Source organism: Nostocoides veronense (assembly GCF_039531185.1).
Lineage (GTDB): Bacteria > Actinomycetota > Actinomycetes > Actinomycetales > Dermatophilaceae > Nostocoides_A > Nostocoides_A veronense.
The window spans coordinates 63,543-81,720 of the sequence record NZ_BAAAPO010000025.1 but is presented as its reverse complement, the minus strand read 5'-3'; the positions used below and the strand labels follow the sequence as shown (position 1 = coordinate 81,720).

12 protein-coding genes and 1 pseudogene are annotated in these 18,178 nt (G+C 63.9%); 2 read left to right on the top strand and 11 right to left on the bottom strand.

From position 1 onward, the window contains the following. Positions 1–290, top strand: a 290-nt coding sequence (locus ABD225_RS08185) for a transposase (RefSeq protein ID WP_344083343.1), incomplete at its 5' end; no start/stop codon positions are given. Here ABD225_RS08185 and ABD225_RS08180 read toward each other — a convergent pair. The 5 genes from ABD225_RS08180 to ABD225_RS08160 all read right to left on the bottom strand — a co-directional run bounded on the left by ABD225_RS08180 (position 280) and on the right by ABD225_RS08160 (position 6,185). After that, entirely contained in the window at positions 280–663 is a 384-nt protein-coding gene (locus ABD225_RS08180) for a DUF4145 domain-containing protein (protein ID WP_344083341.1), read from the bottom strand. The genes ABD225_RS08185 and ABD225_RS08180 overlap by 11 nt on opposite strands. 97 nt (positions 664–760) lie before the next feature. Beyond that, on the bottom strand, positions 761–2,170 hold the full coding sequence (locus tag ABD225_RS08175; RefSeq protein WP_344083339.1) for an ATP-binding protein: 1,410 nt from the start codon (positions 2,168–2,170) through the stop codon (positions 761–763). Positions 2,171–2,412: 242 nt separating this feature from the next. After that, positions 2,413–3,522: an endonuclease NucS domain-containing protein gene (locus ABD225_RS08170; RefSeq protein WP_344083337.1), complete on the bottom strand. Its 1,110-nt coding sequence runs from the start codon at positions 3,520–3,522 to the stop codon at positions 2,413–2,415. Between the two features lie 3 nt (positions 3,523–3,525). Further along, positions 3,526–4,674 carry a restriction endonuclease subunit S gene (locus ABD225_RS08165; RefSeq protein ID WP_344083335.1) on the bottom strand — a complete coding sequence of 383 codons (1,149 nt, stop codon included), beginning with the start codon at positions 4,672–4,674 and terminating at the stop codon, positions 3,526–3,528. After that, a complete protein-coding gene (locus ABD225_RS08160; protein WP_344083333.1) occupies positions 4,671–6,185 on the bottom strand; it encodes a type I restriction-modification system subunit M in 1,515 nt (504 codons plus the stop codon). The genes ABD225_RS08165 and ABD225_RS08160 overlap by 4 nt, the downstream gene beginning before the upstream one ends. Positions 6,186–6,304: 119 nt before the next feature. Between ABD225_RS08160 and ABD225_RS08155 the strand changes: the two genes are divergently transcribed. Then, positions 6,305–7,306 carry a hypothetical protein gene (locus ABD225_RS08155; protein WP_344083331.1) on the top strand — a complete coding sequence of 334 codons (1,002 nt, stop codon included), beginning with the start codon at positions 6,305–6,307 and terminating at the stop codon, positions 7,304–7,306. A 421-nt stretch (positions 7,307–7,727) separates the two neighbouring features. Here the strand turns inward: ABD225_RS08155 and ABD225_RS08150 are convergent. The 6 genes and pseudogenes from ABD225_RS08150 to ABD225_RS08125 form a co-directional block, all read right to left on the bottom strand. Then, positions 7,728–8,293, bottom strand: a pseudogene (locus ABD225_RS08150) (transposase); the annotation flags it as partial. Between the two features lie 335 nt (positions 8,294–8,628). After that, on the bottom strand, positions 8,629–10,737 hold the full coding sequence (locus ABD225_RS08145; RefSeq protein ID WP_344083329.1) for a GmrSD restriction endonuclease domain-containing protein: 2,109 nt from the start codon (positions 10,735–10,737) through the stop codon (positions 8,629–8,631). Further along, positions 10,730–12,202 (bottom strand): PIN-like domain-containing protein, encoded by a 1,473-nt coding sequence (locus ABD225_RS08140; RefSeq protein ID WP_344083327.1) that lies wholly within the window; start codon positions 12,200–12,202, stop codon positions 10,730–10,732. The genes ABD225_RS08145 and ABD225_RS08140 overlap by 8 nt, the downstream gene beginning before the upstream one ends. Further along, positions 12,199–15,390 (bottom strand): type I restriction endonuclease subunit R, encoded by a 3,192-nt coding sequence (locus ABD225_RS08135; RefSeq protein ID WP_344083325.1) that lies wholly within the window; start codon positions 15,388–15,390, stop codon positions 12,199–12,201. Before ABD225_RS08135 ends, ABD225_RS08140 begins: the two co-directional genes overlap by 4 nt. After that, positions 15,387–16,514, bottom strand: coding sequence for a restriction endonuclease subunit S (locus tag ABD225_RS08130; protein WP_344083323.1), 1,128 nt, complete (start codon positions 16,512–16,514; stop codon positions 15,387–15,389). The genes ABD225_RS08135 and ABD225_RS08130 overlap by 4 nt, the downstream gene beginning before the upstream one ends. After that, a complete protein-coding gene (locus tag ABD225_RS08125; protein WP_344083321.1) occupies positions 16,514–18,115 on the bottom strand; it encodes a class I SAM-dependent DNA methyltransferase in 1,602 nt (533 codons plus the stop codon). Before ABD225_RS08125 ends, ABD225_RS08130 begins: the two co-directional genes overlap by 1 nt. Positions 18,116–18,178: the final 63 nt, after the last annotated feature.

Here is an 18,178-nt window from a genome sequence, read left to right as displayed (position 1 = left end):
CGGACACGTCCAGCACGAAAAACCGCAGGTCAAGGCACCAGCCCGGCCAGTGGCTCAAGATAACCAACGAGAGACTCAACCGGGAGATCCGCCGACGCACCGACGTCGTCGGCATCTTCCCCGACCGGTCCAGCATCATCCGCCTCGTCGGCGCGGTCCTGGCCGAGCAGCACGACGAATGGGCCGAGGGCCGCCGCTACCTCGGGCTCGAGGTCCTGGCCCGTGCCCAAGCCGTCGACACCACCCCCGAGGAGGTGACCGAGCCCGAGCTCCAGGCCCTCACAGCCTGAGCGACACGCCCAACCGAGGGATCAACCTCGTACACCACCCCAACGGACTTGACCTCAGCGCGGTCTGGGCAGTGATCCCACGGCTCTCATGAACGGCGACATTGCCCACTTTTCGGACCGCATCAGCCTTCGCTGCAATCTCGGAACCCACGGCGGCTCGGAAGCCGCTGTCACCGATTCGAGCCGCCAAGTCCGTCTTGTAGGGGGCCGCCAACCGCTCCAGATCGAAGATCCTGATCACGACCTGCTCGACAACGCGCCGCGCATAGAAGACGCACGATCGCGGATCGCTGCGGCCGTAGGTCTCGGCGCGCACCGCATCCGCACGGGTCTCCCCCCAATCCGCCGGCACGAAGTCGAAGTTGCTGGTCACATCGCTCCTCGCCGCCGCCGCCTACTGCAACATCTACTGCAACATTTCGCGCGGTTCTCTGTTGCAGTAGGTGTTGCAGTCGCCGTGTCGTGATTGGTCATCGAAGTCGCCATGTCGCCCTGGGGTCCTTCGCCGACTCACCATGCCATCCGACGAGTTCGGCGTCCCGCAGTTGACTCAATGCGCGCGTTGCCGTCATTCGGCTGATGCCCGCCAACTCGGCGAGCTGGCCAGTGCCCAAGGCCTGGTCCGCCAATCGCAGAACGTCGAGCATGGCCCGCGCACTGGGCGTCAGCGCCGCCAGGATCTCGTTGGGCACGGCATCGGTGGCCAAGAGGACGAGGCGGACGCTGGAGGACATCTGGGTGTACATGGGGTCGGCCAGGCCTCTGCGCCGCATCTCGTCGAACATGCGCCGAATGCCCTCGCCGAGCTCGCGCGTGATGCCGAGGTCGGAGCAGACTCGCGAGATCCGAGGGTTGCGCGCGTAACGGTCGATCTCGAGCGGTTTAGTCGGGTCGACCAGCCCCGGAAAACGTCCCGGCGACGTGATCTGGATGCGGTTCGGGAAGATCTCGACCCGGATGTGATCGCCCATGAGGCTGTAGGAGCGATGGACCACGGCGTTGACGAGGCCCTCCAGCCAGGCGTCCCGCGGGACCCTCGGGGTGGCCTCGAAGAGGCCACCGGCCCCGAGCCGCTGCCACTTCGGCATCAGTCTCTCCACTTCAGCCGCAGCGGTATAGATCTGATGCGGAAGCGACCCCTCGAACCTGATGTCCGTGCCATCCTCCAATGACATGCTCGCCCCGAGCCCGGGGTCGACATCCCCGTATCGGAGGACTCGGACGACGGCGTTGGGGAACTCGCGCTGTGGTCGCTCGTCGAAGAGCAGGCAAGCGGCAACAGTGACGCGCTCCTGACGGTCGAGGAGGTCTCGTGCAAAGAGCATGTGCCGGACGCTCGACGCCTTCAAGGCATCGGCGTATGCCTGCAGCTGGGTCTCGTCGAGGTCTTCAACGCTCAGCTTCATGGGAGAACCCTCATAGGCAGCGGCGCCTCGGTCGTAGGCGAGCTCCTGCCGCTGAGCGGCGCTGAGCTTGCGCGACTCGTCCCCCACGCGAAGGTAGGTCGTCCCATTCGTCAGGGAATGGAGCGTCTCGGACGGCTCCACCCGGACGACGAGGAGAGTTCGGGACTCGCCTTCCACCGGGATCTGCACTTCTTCGCAGGCGGCCCGGACCGGTGGTGATGAATGATCTAGCGCGGCCTGGCGAAGCGCATTGACCTTCTGAGGTTCGACTCCCTCGACCACGCCGTCATGCAACCCAACGACGATGGCTCCGCCCTCGGAGTTGGCCATGGCCACCATGGGGATGGCCAGGTCTTTTGCGCTGACCCGTCCGGACTTGCGCTCGAAGTACTGGCCTTCCGCGAGCGAGAGAAGGGCTCCAGCCTCATCTCCAGGCGCGTCGGCCAAGGCCGTTTCGATCTCCGCCGCCCTCACAGGGCTACTGTAACATTTTGTCAGTACTTTGCAGTTCTTGAGTCGGTCATTACCGCCCAAGTCGAAGTGCGCAACCAGCCGCTCGGCCAGAAATTGCCAAGATCATGCCGGAATTGCCAAATGGCCTTGGCAAGGTTGTCGAGCCGGCCAGAGCGAATGGCCGGTCGAGGAACCTCAGTTGGAACGTCAACGTTACGCTCCAACTCAAACGCGGTCGGAGGTGGAAGTTCAGCCGCTTCCCGCTATTCAGCCTCTACCTCGCCCATTCCGAAGTGCTGGGCCAAGCGCTCGAGGGTGAACTCCTGACGGAGCTTGCAGGCGCTGTTCTGGTTGGCGAACATCCCCTTCGCCCAGTACGCCTGCTCGGCAGAAACGGGCACGTGCCACCGCACGGGAACCACCCACTCGCCAACCTCGTCAGTCTCCTGCTCTCCGGGCTTGGCGCGCAGGTACGTGCCAGCCAACGGCTGATCGCCAAGCGGGACATCGACACCGTCCATGTTGACGCGTGCGCGATCGAAGCGCTCCGCCCGTCCAACCACCTCGCCGACGGCGACATAGCCGCGTGCCGGGATGTGAACGTTCACGCGCGCTCCGAGAGGCAGATTGCGCAAGCTACGGGAGTACCAGACATCACCTCCGGCGCTGACGAAGCCGTACTTCAGGCCGTCCGTCCACGAGCGGCCCACCGGATCGTCACCGAAGGATACGAACCAGTCGCGCCCGTTCCACTCGGCTCGCTTTCCCTTCTTGGTCTTCGCGTATGCCGTGCCGCCGGTCTCGCTTTCGTCCTCCCTCGCGAGCCACGTACGGGCGAGGTAGCGCCGCCCGTCGTCCTCGAGGTAGGCAAAGAACACGACGTTGACGGGGACCCCGAAGGTCCGGAGATAGGTGACGATCCGCTCGGAACTCGTGTCGAGATCGGTCGCGACGATCGTCAGTTGCAGGGCCGCGTTGAGTTCGTCCGGCGGTGAGGTGCCGAACACCTCCTCGAAGGCCGCCTCGAACGCCACGTCGCCGAGATGGTCGTTGACGATGTCGATGATCGAGTCGCGGTCGAGGGTGCTCACCCACGAGCCGTAGTCGAGGACCTGGGCCACGACGTCACGAGGGGTCTTGTCGCGCTTCAGCTCAAGGACGTGGAGATTGCCCTCGCCATCGATCGCGAGCAGGTCGATGAACTTGCCGTGCGGGGTGTGCACCTGTCGGCCGATGACGAGCAGCCGCTCACCGAGAAGTGACGGGTCCTTCTCGAGGTAATGCTCCAAGGTCGCCTCGGACGGCAAGGTCGCGGTCACGAGGCGCTTCGGGGTGTCCCCGTCGATCCGCCACATCCCCATCTCCACTGGCATGCCTCACAGCCTCCCCGAAAACGCCCGCGCCTGCAGCGATTCAAACAGTCTCAGCAGGGAGTTGCGCCGCACTTCAAGTCGGCGTTGCTGCTCCTCGACGTGAGCAGCGACGAGGTCAAACTTCGACTGTTCCTTCGACGAAGGCAGCGGAAGTTTCAGGGGCGCTAGATCCTGTTTATTCAATTGGGGAACGCTACTCCCAGAGGAGATGGTCGAGAGGTCAAACTGTTGGAACCAAGCGAAGAGGAAGGCGGGACTGATCGCGTCGATGCGCGGAGAGATGGCCATGAGATTGGGATCGAGAATCGATGCACGAGTCGTGCGACGCTTCTTGTTGGTGCCGATCGCCCCTCCACGCTTTGGGATGACGACGGAGCCCGCTGGGCAAGTTGACGCTCTTGAACCCGGGGAGGCGGACCAAGACGCGGCCGTCTTCAGTTCGATCTCGTTCCCTGGCCTGTTCATGTCAGAGACCTTGAGCAGAAAGTAGCCTCCAGGCTGGTCAGTGAAGACTTCCCCGCGAGGCAATGACGAGCCGCCGTAGAAGTCAGCGACATCCGCGAGGCGGACGATACGGGTCGATATCGAGGCCGCTCGTTCGAAGGCCCTCATACCCAGAGCACCAGTGGCTGCCAGCGCAGACGAGCTCGTACAGTTCAGCTCGGAGGCTTGGTCGAGGATGGCGGCGATGCGGCGCTGTTCCTCGATCGGCGCCAGCGGAACCTCCAGCTCCGTCAGGAAGGCCGCTGGGACCCGTCGCTGACCCGCGCTGCCGGTCATCCGCAGCTCCCCCGCCCGCCTAATCCACCCTTGGCGAAGGAAGTGCAGGGCGAACCTGGAGTCCAGTTGGCCGGGATTGGGTCGGACAACATGGAACTCCGTGGAGCCAACGCCAATCGGCCGTCTCAGTTTGGCCTGACCCGTCTTCCCGTTCTCGAAGCAGGGCGTGATCTTGGCGACAAGAAGATCTTCGTCCCTGAAGACGGTGTAGCCCTTGGAGACCTCGTGAAAGGGCCGCAACACACCCGGACCCGCAACCCCTGACTCCGCGGAGAGGTCAGCCATTCCGACGAAAGCAACGTCCTCGTTGGGTCCGGGGCGTTCTGCACGAGGGTTAATCAACGCGACCTCGCCCAATGCCACGGTCGTCACTTGAGCATCGCCTTGAGATCGGCAAGGCCTTGCTGGATCTCGGACTCCAGCTTCTCAAGCTCGGCGATGATGTCGAGTGGGTCGCGGTGCTCGACCTCCTCGTGGACGACCTCCTTGTACCGATTGAGCGATAGGTCATAGCCCTGGGCGACGATGTCGGACTTCGCCAAGAGGAACGACTGCTCGGTACGCGAACGCCCCGATTCCGTCGCACGAGAACCCCATCGGGTTAGAACCTGGGGGAGGTTGTTGCGAAGGTGCTCGTCGTCGGAAAGGGGAGCGGACGGCATACACCCGAGCTTGTCCTCGGCCAGCAACGGAGTCCGCTTGTCGTCGAGACTCCATCCGTCGGCCTGGATGTCATAGAACCACACGTCGTCCGTGCCGCCCGAGTCGGTGCGGGTGAAGAAGAGGATGGCGGTCGAGACACCGGCATACGGGCGGAACGCTCCCGCGGGGAGCTTGACGACGGCGTCGAGCTTCTGGTCCTCGACGAGCCGCTTCCGCAGCGTCTTGTGGGCAGTGGTCGACCCGAAGAGGACCCCGTCGGGGACGATGACCGCGGCGCGGCCGCCGGGCTTGAGCAGGCGGAGGACGAGGGCGAGGAAGAGCAGCTCGGTCTTCTTGGTCTTCACGTCCTTGAGCAGCGCCTTGGACGTCGACTCGTAGTCCAGACTGCCGGCGAAGGGTGGGTTCGCGAGGACGAGCGAGTACTTGCCTTCGTCGGCTGCCGCCCCCTCCGAGAGCGAGTCGCGGTAGCGGATGTCCGGCGCCTCGACACCATGGAGCAGCATGTTCATGCTGCCGATGCGAAGCATGGTGTTGTCGAAGTCGTACCCGTGGAACATCGAGTGGTTGAAGTGCCGACGCTGAGCGGCATCGGTCATGAAGCTCGGGTGGGTCTTCCGCAGGTGCTCGGAGGCGGCGACGAGGAAGCCGGCCGTGCCACACGCAGGGTCTACGATCTCGTCGGTCGGGGTCGGCGCGGTCATCGCCACCATGAGCTGGATGATGTGCCGCGGGGTCCGGAACTGGCCGTTCTGGCCAGCGGTGGCGATCTTGCCGAGCATGTACTCGTAGAGGTCGCCGTTGGTGTCGCGGTCGGTCATCGGCACGTCGTCGAGCATGTCGACGACCTTGGAGAGCAGCGCCGGGGTGGGGATGGTGAAGCGCGCGTCCTTCATGTGGTCGGAGTAGGTCGACCCCTCGCCCCCGAGGCGCCGGAGGAAGGGAAAGACCTCCTCGCCGACGACCTTGAACATGACGGCGGGATCGTCGTTCTTGAACCGGCTCCAGCGGAGATGGTCCTGGCCGGGGAGGAAGGTGGGGTCCTCGACGGGCTCCTTGAGGCGGCGCGCGCGGTTCTCCTTGAGGGTCTGGAGCTCGTCGAGTCGCCGGATGAACAGGAGGTAGGTGATCTGCTCGATCACCTCGATGGGGTTGCTGATGCCACCGGACCAGAAGGCGTCCCAGATGCGGTCGATCTTGCTCTTGAGGTCTCCGGTGATCACACGGGCACACTACCCACGGAGGCCCTGAGTCGCGCCAGCGCCACTGGGCGATACTGGCGGTGGCCACGGCGGCGGCGTGTCCGCACGACGGTTGCTCGGATGGTTGCCACGCTGTCCTTGTGAAGGACCCGAAGATGCCCGACTTCTCGGAGCCGGTGACTCCAGAGCCCGAGGGAGTTTCCGCCTTCGCCGCTAGGGTTCTGAATCAGCTGTCCCTGAGCGCCTGGCTGCCGGCGACCTTCCTGACCTTGGGACTCACCTTCCTCTTGAAGTTTCGGAAGATCGGCTCGTTGAACGTCGCCAGAGCAGCCACCGAGCTGACGAACAAGGACGGCATCTGGGGCCTCGCCCTCTTGGCGGTACCAACGTTGGTCGTTGCGACCCTGCTCACACAGGCCTTTGCGTTTGAGTCCATCCAGCTCCTGGAGGGCTACTGGCACCGGCGAGGCCCGGCACAGTGGCTTGCGCGGGTCCTCATTCGCTGGCAAGTGAAGCGCAAGAATCGCCTCGATCGCCTCGCCAAGGCCGCCGCGCGCGCGGCTTTCCGTGAGTCAAAGGATCGTTGGAAAGTGGACACTCCCAAGGACGTCATCAAGGCATTGGAACTGGCTTCACGCGGTAAGGACTTTCCGGAACACTTAGATTCAAAAGTCGGCGAACTCGAGTGGTCAGATCGGTGCCGCCCAGAGGCTTTGCGGCGCGTGGAGGGGTTAGTGCGCGCCCGGGCGGACTATCCGGTGGAGAACCGGATCCTCCCCACGCGCCTGGGCAATGTTCTTCGCTCCGCCGAGGACGGTCTGAGAAACACTCAAGGGAACTTGGGCACCTTCGTGATGAGATGCCGGCCACTCGTCCCCATCTCTGTCCGAGCGCAACACGATCAGTTTCGAACGCGGCTCGAGATGTATTGCACTCTCGTGTTCGTGGCGCTGACTCTGACCGTCGCTTCCATCGTCATCCTCTGGCCCTTGGGTCTTGAACAGGTCGCCATAGCGCCGACGATGTTTATGGCCGTTTGTTTCACTAGCTACCACGCCGCCATCGCCAGCGCTCGCGGCTACGGCGTCACCCTCGGCTTCATGGACGATGCCTACGAGGCGTCGCAACCGACGAAGGGCTAGGGCAAACGCCGCATTACTTTGCCGTGCTTGTCACACTTCGGTGCAGCACTGGACCGCTTGCGCTCCCCGTCGACTGGGCACGCCCAGCGCTGATCTCGGCCCTTGTCGGTGCCGGGGGGACGGTGGTCGGTCACACTACGAGCGTCCTCTCGAAACATGAGTGCGTCAACCCCTCGATGCCAGAAACAGACTCGCTTGAGGTTGTGTGAGTCAAGTCCGCTGGGGTGGCGTACGAGGTTGATCCCTCGGTTGGGCGTGTCGGTCAGTCTGTGGAGGGCCTGGAGTGCGAGTTCGGCGTTCACCTCCTGTTGGCGCTGGGTGTCGACGGCTTGGGCTCGGGCGAGGACATTGAGCCCGAGGTAGCGGCGGCCTTCGGCCCACTCGTCGTGCTGCTCCCCGCAAGCGGAAGGTGCCCCCAGGCCAGGGCCGCGCCGGCGAGCCGGATGATGCTGGACCGGTCGGGGAACATCCCGACCACGTCGGTCCGCCTGCGGATCTCGCGGTTGAGCCGCTCATTGGGGTTATTCGACCAAATCTGACGCCACAGCTGCCTTGGGGAACACCGTGAAGGCGAGGATCTCGGCGCGGGCGCCTTCGGGGCGGTCAGCGACGGTGGGGAGTTTCTCGTGTGACCGATCGCGGAGACCAGCCCAGCGCGGGCATCGGAGGTGAAGAGCTTGACCCCGGCCAGTCCGCGGGCGGTCAGATCCCTGAAGAAGGCGAGCCAGCCCGCGCCGTCTGCGCTGATGGTGACCTGCACGCCGAGGATCTCGCGGTGTCCATCGTTGTTGACGCCGGCGACAAAGACGTGCCCGGGCCCGACACGGCCGCCTTCGCGGAACTTGAGGACCAGGGCGTGGGCAGCACGAAGGTGAACGGTCCCGGATCCTGGAGGCGGCAGGGTGCGGAACTGCCCAACGTGCTCGTCGAGCTCCTTGGCCCTCACCAGACCTGGCTCTTGGACAGGCCGGTGATGCGGAGGGTCTGGGAGCCCGCAACGGTCAACCCGTCCTAATCCATAGTCCAGGACCTCAGATCAGCGTCATCCACGCCACCACGGACGAAATCATCCGCGAACTCACCCTCGACCCCACCCCCCGCTACCAACCCCGAACACCAGAAGACCCCTGAACGAGGGGTTCAGGGGTTTCCGATGTCCTGAGACATCACAGTGTGGGTAGTTCACACAACGCGCTGACCAGGTACTACATCATCTGCCCGGTGGGATCGAGTACCTAGTTGGATGTCGGCTTTGTACAGCCCAGCGCGAGAGAGGGTCGGGCACCTTCGCAAACGGAGTTGGCGAAGGTGCGCTCCGCGGGCTATCCAGATGGGCCGTGAGAGGTTCCACGCCGGAGATCGTCGAGCAACACTGTCTCTTCCAGTTCCGCACTCCAATACAGCCAACCATCGACCTCATGCGCTCCGTCAGCACGAGCCGCATCATCGGGCGAGCGATACTCAACTTCGTCCAAGACGATCGCGCCGTCCTCGGTGACCTCGGCGATTGAGTCGCTCTGACCATCGGTAGAGATGAGGAACGTGCCGGGCGGGATGGTCCCGGATCGGACCATCTGCTCGAAAGTGGGCAGTGCTGCCTCGACGGTTGGCGGGGTGACCACGGCGGGGCTGGGGCGGTAGTTCGGGTCCGATAACTTGCGGAATCCTTCACGGGTCACCTCGGCCAGCAACCGCCGCCTCTGATCCAAGAACTCCTCGTACGTCAGGTCCGTCCACCCGTCCGGCAGTCCGTGCCACCAACGTTGGCGCGCAAGCCGTTCTTCACCCATCCCCTTGTCATCGACTTGCTGAGTCCAGTACTCGTTGGGGGCGTCGCTGGAGATGTCGATATTGTCGGACCACTCGACCAGCGCCTGGTTCGCGACCTGGTTGATCTGCCGCGTGCTGGTATACCCGAGTCGCTGCTTCAGGTAGTCCTTCGGGAAGAGGTGGTGCTTCTCGACGCCCTTCACAGGTCGCCGCGACGGGTCGAGCCAATCCTTGACAGTGAGAGTGGACAGCAGCACCTCGGCATCGAGGATCGTCAAAGCCGCTAGGTACCCCGTGTAGGCGGGACCTGTGGTGTTGGAGGTGTGCAAGTCCTCGGGGAGGGTGACCCGCCACCAGTCATCGGTCAGGTTGGTCTCGATCTGGCCCGTGATCGCATCGCGGAACTGCGCCGGGGTGCGCTCCAGCGCGTCGAGACGATTGATGTCTTCCTGCCCCTTCGTCTCCGCGCTACCGGAGTAGCGGGCGGTGATCTGCGCCATGAAGTACCACCGCGCCATCAGTTCTCGAAGTTCGTCCACAGGCACACCGAACTCGACCCGCCCGAGCAGCCAGATGGCGTACCCGAAGAGGACAGCGTTCTTCGAGGTGATCATGGCGCTCGTGCGCATGCCTGCGCGCTCGATCACCTTCAAGTACTCGTCCCAATGGTGGGGTTTCAGAACGTGCGCTTGCCCCGTCTTCAGCAGGGCAAGTTGACGTTCCCGCTCTTCCGGCACGATCTGTCGGGTGCGCCTGTCACGTCCACGCAGAGCGTTGTAGGCGTCCTGCAACTGTGCCCGCTTGTTGCCCACGGCCACGACGACACGGAGTACATGACCGGGGTCGAGCGTCAAGAAGGCATTCTTCGGCGTCCACGCCACCCGCTCGCCCTGAATCCGGGTCAACTCCTGCGGGGTGAAGCGCGACGCCTTGGCGAAGTCTTCGAGTTCTTGGCGTCCCTGCTCCCAGAAGACCGACAGCCAGGTGAGGATGAAGTCGGTGGAGGAGAGTTTGACACCTTCGGAGTTGATCCGCACGAAGATGTCCGCGACTGTCTCGCGGCTGACATTGGGTTTGAGTTGCACGACCTGAAACCCATAGGCGAGCACGTGGTTGAGCCGATTGATCGCCTCTTCGATCTCTCGCTCGGCGCTCCTCTCCAGCCGCTCGCCACCGCGAGCCTGCTCCAGCCCCTCGATGTAATCGGATCGTGCGTCGATGGGTGATTCGAAGACGGCGCGAATGTCGTGCACCCAGTCGCTGGAACGTCGGATCGCGTTGTCCGGTACGGCGAAGCGTTCGGTCAGCGGGTTGAACGAGATGACCACTCGTTCCTCGGAGTAGTCCTCGCGCAGGACAGCCACCCCCTTGACCACGGCATACAGCGAGGTCAGCCGTTGCTGACCGTCGATGACCTGCATCGACGCGCCCTGTGTCTTCGCATCAACACCGATGCTGCGGGCATGCAACTCGTCTGCGTTCTCCCAGAACATCAGTTGCCCGACTGGGAACCCTCGGTACATCGAGTCCACCAGGTCGCGAATCTTCGCGTTAGACCACACGAACGGTCGCTGGATGTCCGGCAGTCTGACACGACCGGAATCCACCCCGGCAACGAGATCGCTGACTGTCCAAGGATGGTGGCCAAAGGTCTCAGACATCATCGGCCTCCGCCCTGCTTTCGTCAGACACTTCTTGGTTTGGAGTCGCGCCCAAAGACGCCGAGCCTCCATCTGCGCGTGACGCCACAGCCCACGCGAGTAGCGACTCGGCAATCTCTCCAGCGTCGTCAGGGGCGACGTGGGCGAGTACGGAGCGACGGATCGCCGTGCGCATTTGAGCCATCACCTGCTCCCGGGACTCCCAATCCGTCGCCGCCAGATCCCGAACGATCCGCTCCGCATCGCTCAGAACTCGTTCGAACGGACCGAACTCCGTGGGCGTGGAGTAGCCGATGGCCTTGCCCGGCCCGTCATACTCAGCCCAGAGGGCAGCCTCAACGCCAGGGCTAACTAGGCCCTTAGCCACGAGCGAGGTAGTTAGGCGTTGGACCGGCGTCGCAAACTGACGCAGCGACCTCTCGTCCTCCGACGCGCCAATGATCTCGTAGACGTCACTTCGGTCAAGGTGCCCACCGGCATTCGACGCCGACCGAATCACCGCCGCGCGGGTGTGGTAACCATCATGGGCAAGCGCCCGGATCAATGCGACGTAGCCCGCGAGCGACCACGGTTCACGTCGCTCTACCAGCACCTTCTCGGATTCAGCAAGTGTTGATTCAGACACAGGGCTGGCACCAGCCTGCTCAGCCAGGCGCAACAGGTCGCGTGTCGTGAGCAGAACCAAGTCGGTCCCTCCGGCCTGTCGAACGTCATCCGCCAGAATGGAATGGGGACCTACGGGAATGCCGCGCATTTCGTAGCGCCAGTCGCCCTTGGCAGCGTCGTCGCTCACGACCACTAGGGGCTTTCCCGACAGCGACTCGCATCGCATCACCTCGGCCCACCAGAGGTAATCGCCCCCCGCCTTGTCCTTGAAGCCGGGCGCAAGGCCAGCACCTCGACGCCGGTCCGCCTCAAGGACATCCTTCCCGTGCACCTGGTCATCCGGTGGTGGAGCGACTTTCTCGGTGAGTGCTCTTTCTAGTCGTGCGGTCCACTCGTCTACTTGGCCGACGAGCCTGTCTGCGTCCAGGTCGTACTGGTCGGCTGCATCACTTGACGCGGCTTCGAGCGCGGCGAAGAAGTCTGTGACCGCGGCCTCGAGGGTGCCTACCTCTTCCTGACTCAACGTCCTTCGATCGCGGAGGTTGTTGACGACCTTGCGCACCTTGCTGCGAATGTCATCAATCTCCGTCGCGGCGGCGTCCAACTCGCTACGGCGATCCGCAACCACTCTCACTCGGTTCCGGTTGTACTCCAGCGCGATCTGATGAGGCACGAAGCATCGGTCGGCAATCGCTTCGATGACGCCGAGCAACTCTTCACGCGCGGTTGGGGAGTACCGCATCACGTGGAGTAGAACGTTGGCATCCAGCACGATGAGACCTTCCTCGAATGCTCGCGTCTCACGCTCCGCCGTGGGCCGATAGAACTGGTCGAACCCATCGGTCAGATTCGCGGTCATAGCGCCGTTCCTCTCCTCAGCGTCGAGGCGTCGACCTCATGTCCGATGGTCTCGGCCTGCTTCAAGATCAACTCGGTGGCGTCGGGGGTCTTGTCGGGTGGGTACCCGTGCTTCAGCAGTAGCCGCTTGATCGTGGTGCGCAACTTGGCGCGGACCTGCTCCTTGACGCTCCAGTCGGTCTTGGCGTCGCGGCGCACGATGTCGGTGAGTTCGTGGGCGATCTTCTTCAGTGTCTCGTCCTGCATCGCCTCGCGGGCGGACTCGTTATCTCGGAGCGCGTCGTAGAAGGCGAGTTCGTTGTCGGTCAGGCCAGTCTCGCGACCGCGTTCCTGCTCGGCCTTCAGCGCCTGGGCGAGGCGAACCAGTTCGGCTACGACCGCAGCGGTGTCGAGGCTGCGATTCTGGTAGCGCAGCAGCGAGGCGTTGAGCATCTCGGAGAACTGCTTGCCCTTGACGAGGTTGCGCCCCGCGATGGCTCTGATCTCGGCGTTCAGTAGTCGCTTCAGGGCTTCCATTTGGATGTTGGGGCGGTCGGACTCGCTGATCTTCTTCACGAACGCGTCGTCGATCAGCGAAATGTCTGGATTGGCGATCCCTGCCTCGGCGTAGATGTCCACCACGCCGGTGCCGGTCATGTTCTCGGACACGATCTGCCGGATCGCCGTATCCAACTCAGCCCCGGCATCCGTAGCACCCCGGCCCGCACCCTCGATCTTGGCGATGGCGGCACGCACCGCGTCGAAGAACGCCACGTCATCACGGATAGCCGTGGCTGCGTCAGATGCCGGTACGAGAGAGAAGAACGACCTCAGGCGCGCCACGTGGGCGACGAACCGCTGCTTGACCGTCAGTTCCTTGCGCTTCTCGGTCTCGTCGCCGTCGAGCCCCTCGAAGGCGTCCTCGGCGTGTTCCTGCTCCAGCAGCCATTCGACCGTCGCCATGACGGCGTTGATGTACGCCTTGGGGGTCTTCTCCGCGACGAGGGGCCGCCAGTCGAAGCCGGACAGGATTAAGCACACGATGTCGTGCTCGTTCTCCATCTCCGGGATCGCAGTTGCCTCAATGTCGGCACCCACCTGGGCGTTGTCGCGGTCACGCTGCGTGTAGTCGCCCAGGGCCGTCTTCAGGTCCTCCGCGATGCCGATGTAGTCCACGATCAGGCCAGCAGGCTTGTCGCGGAAGGTCCGGTTGACCCGGGTGATCGCCTGCATGAGAGAGACGCCGCGCATCGGCTTGTCCACATACATGGTCGTCATGGCGGGCGAATCGAAACCGGTCAGCCACATGTCCCGCACGATCACCACGTCAAGCGCGTCGTCGGGGTCCGAGGCCCGAGCCTTCAGGGCGCGCATCTGGGCCTTGTTCCGGATGTGGTCCTGCCAGTGCTCCGGATCGGTGGCAGAGCCAGTCATGACGACCTTCATTCTCCCAGTGGCGTCGTCGTCGGTGGCCCAGTCGGGTCGAAGCGAAGCGATCTTGTCGTGCAGATCGACGGCGATGCGCCGCGACATCGTGACGATCATGCACTTGGCCTCGGGCATGACCTCCTTGCGCTTGTCCCAGTGGGCCACGATGTCTGCGGCCAACTCGGTCAGCCGTTCATCTGAGCCAACGATGGCTTCGACCCGAGACCAGCGAGACTTCAACCGATCCTGAGCCTCGTCCTCGCTGCCCGAGACGGCCTCGGTGAAGGCGTTGTCGATCTGGGCGAGTGCGTCCTCCGGCAGGCGCACCTTCGCCAGGCGAGCCTCGTACAGGACCTTGACCGTCGCCCCGTCCTCGACTGCCTGCGTGAGGTCGTAGGTGTCGATCACGTCTCCGAAGACCGCTGTCGTGGAGCGGTCCTTGGCCTCGATGGGCGTGCCGGTGAAGCCGATGAAGGTGGCGTTCGGCAGACCGTCGCGTAGGTGGCGGGCGAACCCGTCGATGAAGTCGTAGTTGGAGCGATGGGCCTCATCGACCATCACGACGATGTTCATCCGCTCGGACAGCGTGGGAAACGCGATTCCGGCGTCTCGTTCGTCCTTGGACAGGCCGAACTTCTGGATCGTGGTGAACACGATCCCGCCCGACTGTCGCCCGGACAGGAGGGTCTTCAACTCGGCTCGGGTCTCCGCCTGGATAGGGGCCTCGGGCAACGGTGCGCCGATCTTGGTGGCGGCGAAGGTGTCCTCGAACAACTGGTGGTCGAGGTCGTTGCGGTCGGTGAGCACCAGGAGGGTCGGGTTGTCCATGGCAGGGTGGCGCATCAGCGCACCCGCAGTCCAGGCCATCTCGAATGACTTTCCGGACCCTTGGGTGTGCCAGACGATCCCGGCTCGGCCATCGTTCTCCACCGCTTCGATGGTCTGGTGGACGGCCTTCCGGACGGCCCAGTACTGGTGGTATTTCGCGCCGATCTTGGTCATCTTTGCGCCGTCGCCGGAGTACGCGAGGAAGTTGCGCGTCCAGTCCAGGAACACCTCGGGGTTGAGGAAGCCCGCGACGATGACTTCGATCTCCGGGCGGTACTTGGTGGCGAGGTTCTGCCCGTCGGTGGTCTTCCACGCCTGGAAGTGGTTGGCCTGCGCGGTCAGCGTGCCCATCCGAGCCAGCAACCCATCGGAGATGACGACACCCGCATTCCAGGTGAACAGGTCGGGAATCTGGGCCTTGTAGGTCTGAATCTGGGCGTACGCGCTGGTAATCGTTGCGTTCTGCGCCCCGGGCTTCTTCAACTCCAGCAGGCCGAGGGGAAGCCCGTTGACGAACAGCACCACATCGGGGCGGCGCTCCTTCTTCGGCCCCTGGATGGTGAACTGGTTGACCGCGATCAAGTTGTTGCTGAGCGGGTCGGCCCAGTCAATCAGCCGCGCGCGGACGTTCCGCAACACGCCTTCGTCGTCGCGGTACTCCACCGGGACGCCTTGGGTCAGCAGTTCGTACGCACGCCAGTTCTCCGACTGGATCACGGATGATTCCGGTCGGACGGCAGTCTTGATCGCCTCCTCGACCGCATCGTCTGGGACGTTCGGATTCAGCCGATAGATGGCGTCCCGGAGGCGTCTTTCGAGGACAACCTCGCGGTAGTCGGAGCGCTCGGCATCGAGCATGCCCGGGGCAATGTCCGGCCCATGAACGGTCCGCCAACCCTGCTCCGCAAGCATCTCCAGCACCCAGGTCTCAAACTCCGCCTCCGCGACACTCATAAGACCGTTGCCTCCGCGTCACGCACGCGCACCTTGCCCGACATCAGGAGCGGCAGCAGTTCATCGCGTTGACTGCTCACAGCGGCGGCCTCCCGCCGCAGTTCCACTGCCGAACGCACGCAAGTCTGGATCGTCGCGACCTCCCGCCTGGATAGTTCCTTCGGGTCGGGCACCTCGAAGGTCGGGATTGCAGCCTTGTCTACTCGTTGACGACTGTTCGTCGTTCCTCCGACTGAGCCGCGCATCTGGTCCCAAAACTCTCGACTACTCGCGAAAGCCCAGAGGACCTCGGTGGGCAACTCCTTAGTACCTCGGACCACAGCGAACTCGGGGGAGCAGACGGCGCGCACTTCGACGTCCGGATAGACCATCCAAGTGCGCTCGCTCGTCGGGTTCAGCCTCGAAATAAGCACCGAGTCGGCGTCTAGCATCTGTTTGCCGGACAAGATCGACTCGCTGGGCTCACGGGAAGCGAGGTAGCCAGCGTCGTAGGCCGGGATCGAATAATGGTCGACAAACCCTTCTGGGCGTCGCTGCACAAGGCGGGGCACGTCTGCGACATCGACTAGAGGAACCCGGCCCAGTGGGCGGGATGACAGCGCTCGGGCCAAGTTCTCCAGGTCCGTAGCCAGGCGGCGGTTCGTCTCGATGAGGTCATCGAAGGCCCCGAGCATCCCCGCGATCCGCTCCCGCTCAGCCTTCGGAGGGCAGAGGAAGTCAACCTCGGACAACTGACCCCGGCTGAGGTTCGGGAAAGTCGATCCCGTCGCTTGCTGCAATAGGCCCGCAAGCCTCAGGTCGATGACGGCACGCGCGAAGCGGGTGTCAGAGGGGTTCTTCCCCCGAATGGAGGCGATGCCGCGACCGATTGCATACTTCTGATCAGCCCAGTTCATCCGCCCAGTGGTGCTGCCGCGGACGCAGAAGAGTAGGTCTCCCGCCTCGGCCTCCTTCGACCAATGACTAGCCCACTGCACCGGAACCGGATGGCGCGGCCCAAACTCCGTAGGTCCGTTGAGGAGTGGGAGGCCATCGGCGTTGCGATTCACTGCTGCGCCAGCCGGCGACTGACCCATAGTGATCGAGCAGAACTCACCGAGCGACGTCAGCACCCAATCCACCATCATTCGACCGTCAGCGCGTCTAGTGCAACCTCAATATCCCCCTGAAGCGTCGCCCGCTGCGCAAACCCTTCGCGAATCTCATCACTGAGCCGAGCGATCTTCTCCTCGATGGGTTCGCCGTCGTCCTCGGCTTCCTCCGTGCCGACGTAGCGCCCGGGGCTGAGCGCGTAGCCCGCGTCCGCAACATGCTGCTTCGTCACCGAAGCGCAGAAGCCAGGCACGTCCTCGTAGGGGGGCAGGTCGGGGTCACCGCGCCAAGCGTTGTAGGTGTCAGCGATTCGAGCGGTGTCCTCGGGTGAGAGGGTGCGGTGAGTGCGGTTCTCCATGTAGCCGAGGTCGCGGGCGTCGATGAACAGCACCTCGCCGAACCGGGGCCGCCGAATCTGACCGCTCTTGGTCTTCTTGCCGGACTTGTCCTTGGTGCAGAGCCACAGGGACACGGGAATCTGCACGCCGTAGAACAACTGCGAAGGCATCGCGACGACGCACTCCACCACGTCGGCATCGACCATCCGCTGCCTGATCTCGCCCTGGCCCGACGAGTTCACCGTGAGCGACCCGTTGGCGAGGACCACGCCCATCGTTCCGGTCGGTGACAGGTGGGCGAGCATGGTCTGGAGCCAGGCGTAGTTCGCATTGCCTGGCGGCGGGGTGCCGTACACCCAACGTGGGTCGTCGGCCAGCCGTTCGCCACCCCAGGTGGAGATGTTGAACGGCGGGTTGGCCATGATGAAGTCGGCGCGCAGGTCCGGGTGCTGGTCGTCGTGGAACGAGTCGGCCCACTCCGCGCCGAGGTTGGCCTCGATGCCGCGAATGGCGAGGTTCATCTTCGCGAGCCGCCACGTGGTGGGGTTGCTCTCCTGGCCGAACACGGAGATGTCATTGCGGTTGCCGCCGTGGGTCTCCACGAAGTGCTCGGCCTGCACGAACATGCCGCCCGAGCCGCAGCACGGGTCGAACACCCTGCCGTTGTACGGGCGCAGCATGTCGGCCAGCAACGACACGACCGACCGGGGCGTGTAGAACTCGCCCGCGTTCTTGCCTTCGTTGGAGGCAAACTGAGCGAGGAAGTACTCATACACCCGGCCCAGCACATCCAAACCCGAGTGCTCGGCGGCGGCGAGGTCGTCCCGGGAGAAGGTGTCGATCAGCCCGCCCAGCGTGGCGGCAGTGAGTTCGCGGCGCGCGTAGTTCTTCGGGAGAACGCCCTTCAGCGACGGGTTCTCCTTTTCGATCGCTTCCATCGCCCCGTCGATGCGCTGCCCGATGTCAGTCTGCTTCGCCACCTTGCGCAGATCAGACCAGCGGTGACCAGCGGGCACCCAGAAGACGCCTTCTGCGGTGTACTCGTCGCGGTCCTCTAGAACGGCTTGCCGCGCGTCCTCGGTCGGCATGAAGTAGTCGCTCGACTCGTCGTTAACCAACTTCGCGAGCCGCTGCTGACGGAACTCGAACTTGTCCGAGACGTACTTCAGGAAGAGCAGGCCGAGAACCACATGCTTGTACTCGGCTGCATCCATCGACGAGCGAAGCCGGTTGGCTGACTCCCAGAGCGCGTCTTCCAGTCCGAGCGCGCTCGTCTTCGTTCCTCGTGCTGCCACCGGGTCTCCTGCCGCGCCATCGCCCCCGATGAACGCGGGGACCGTCAAACTTGTGACTGATGG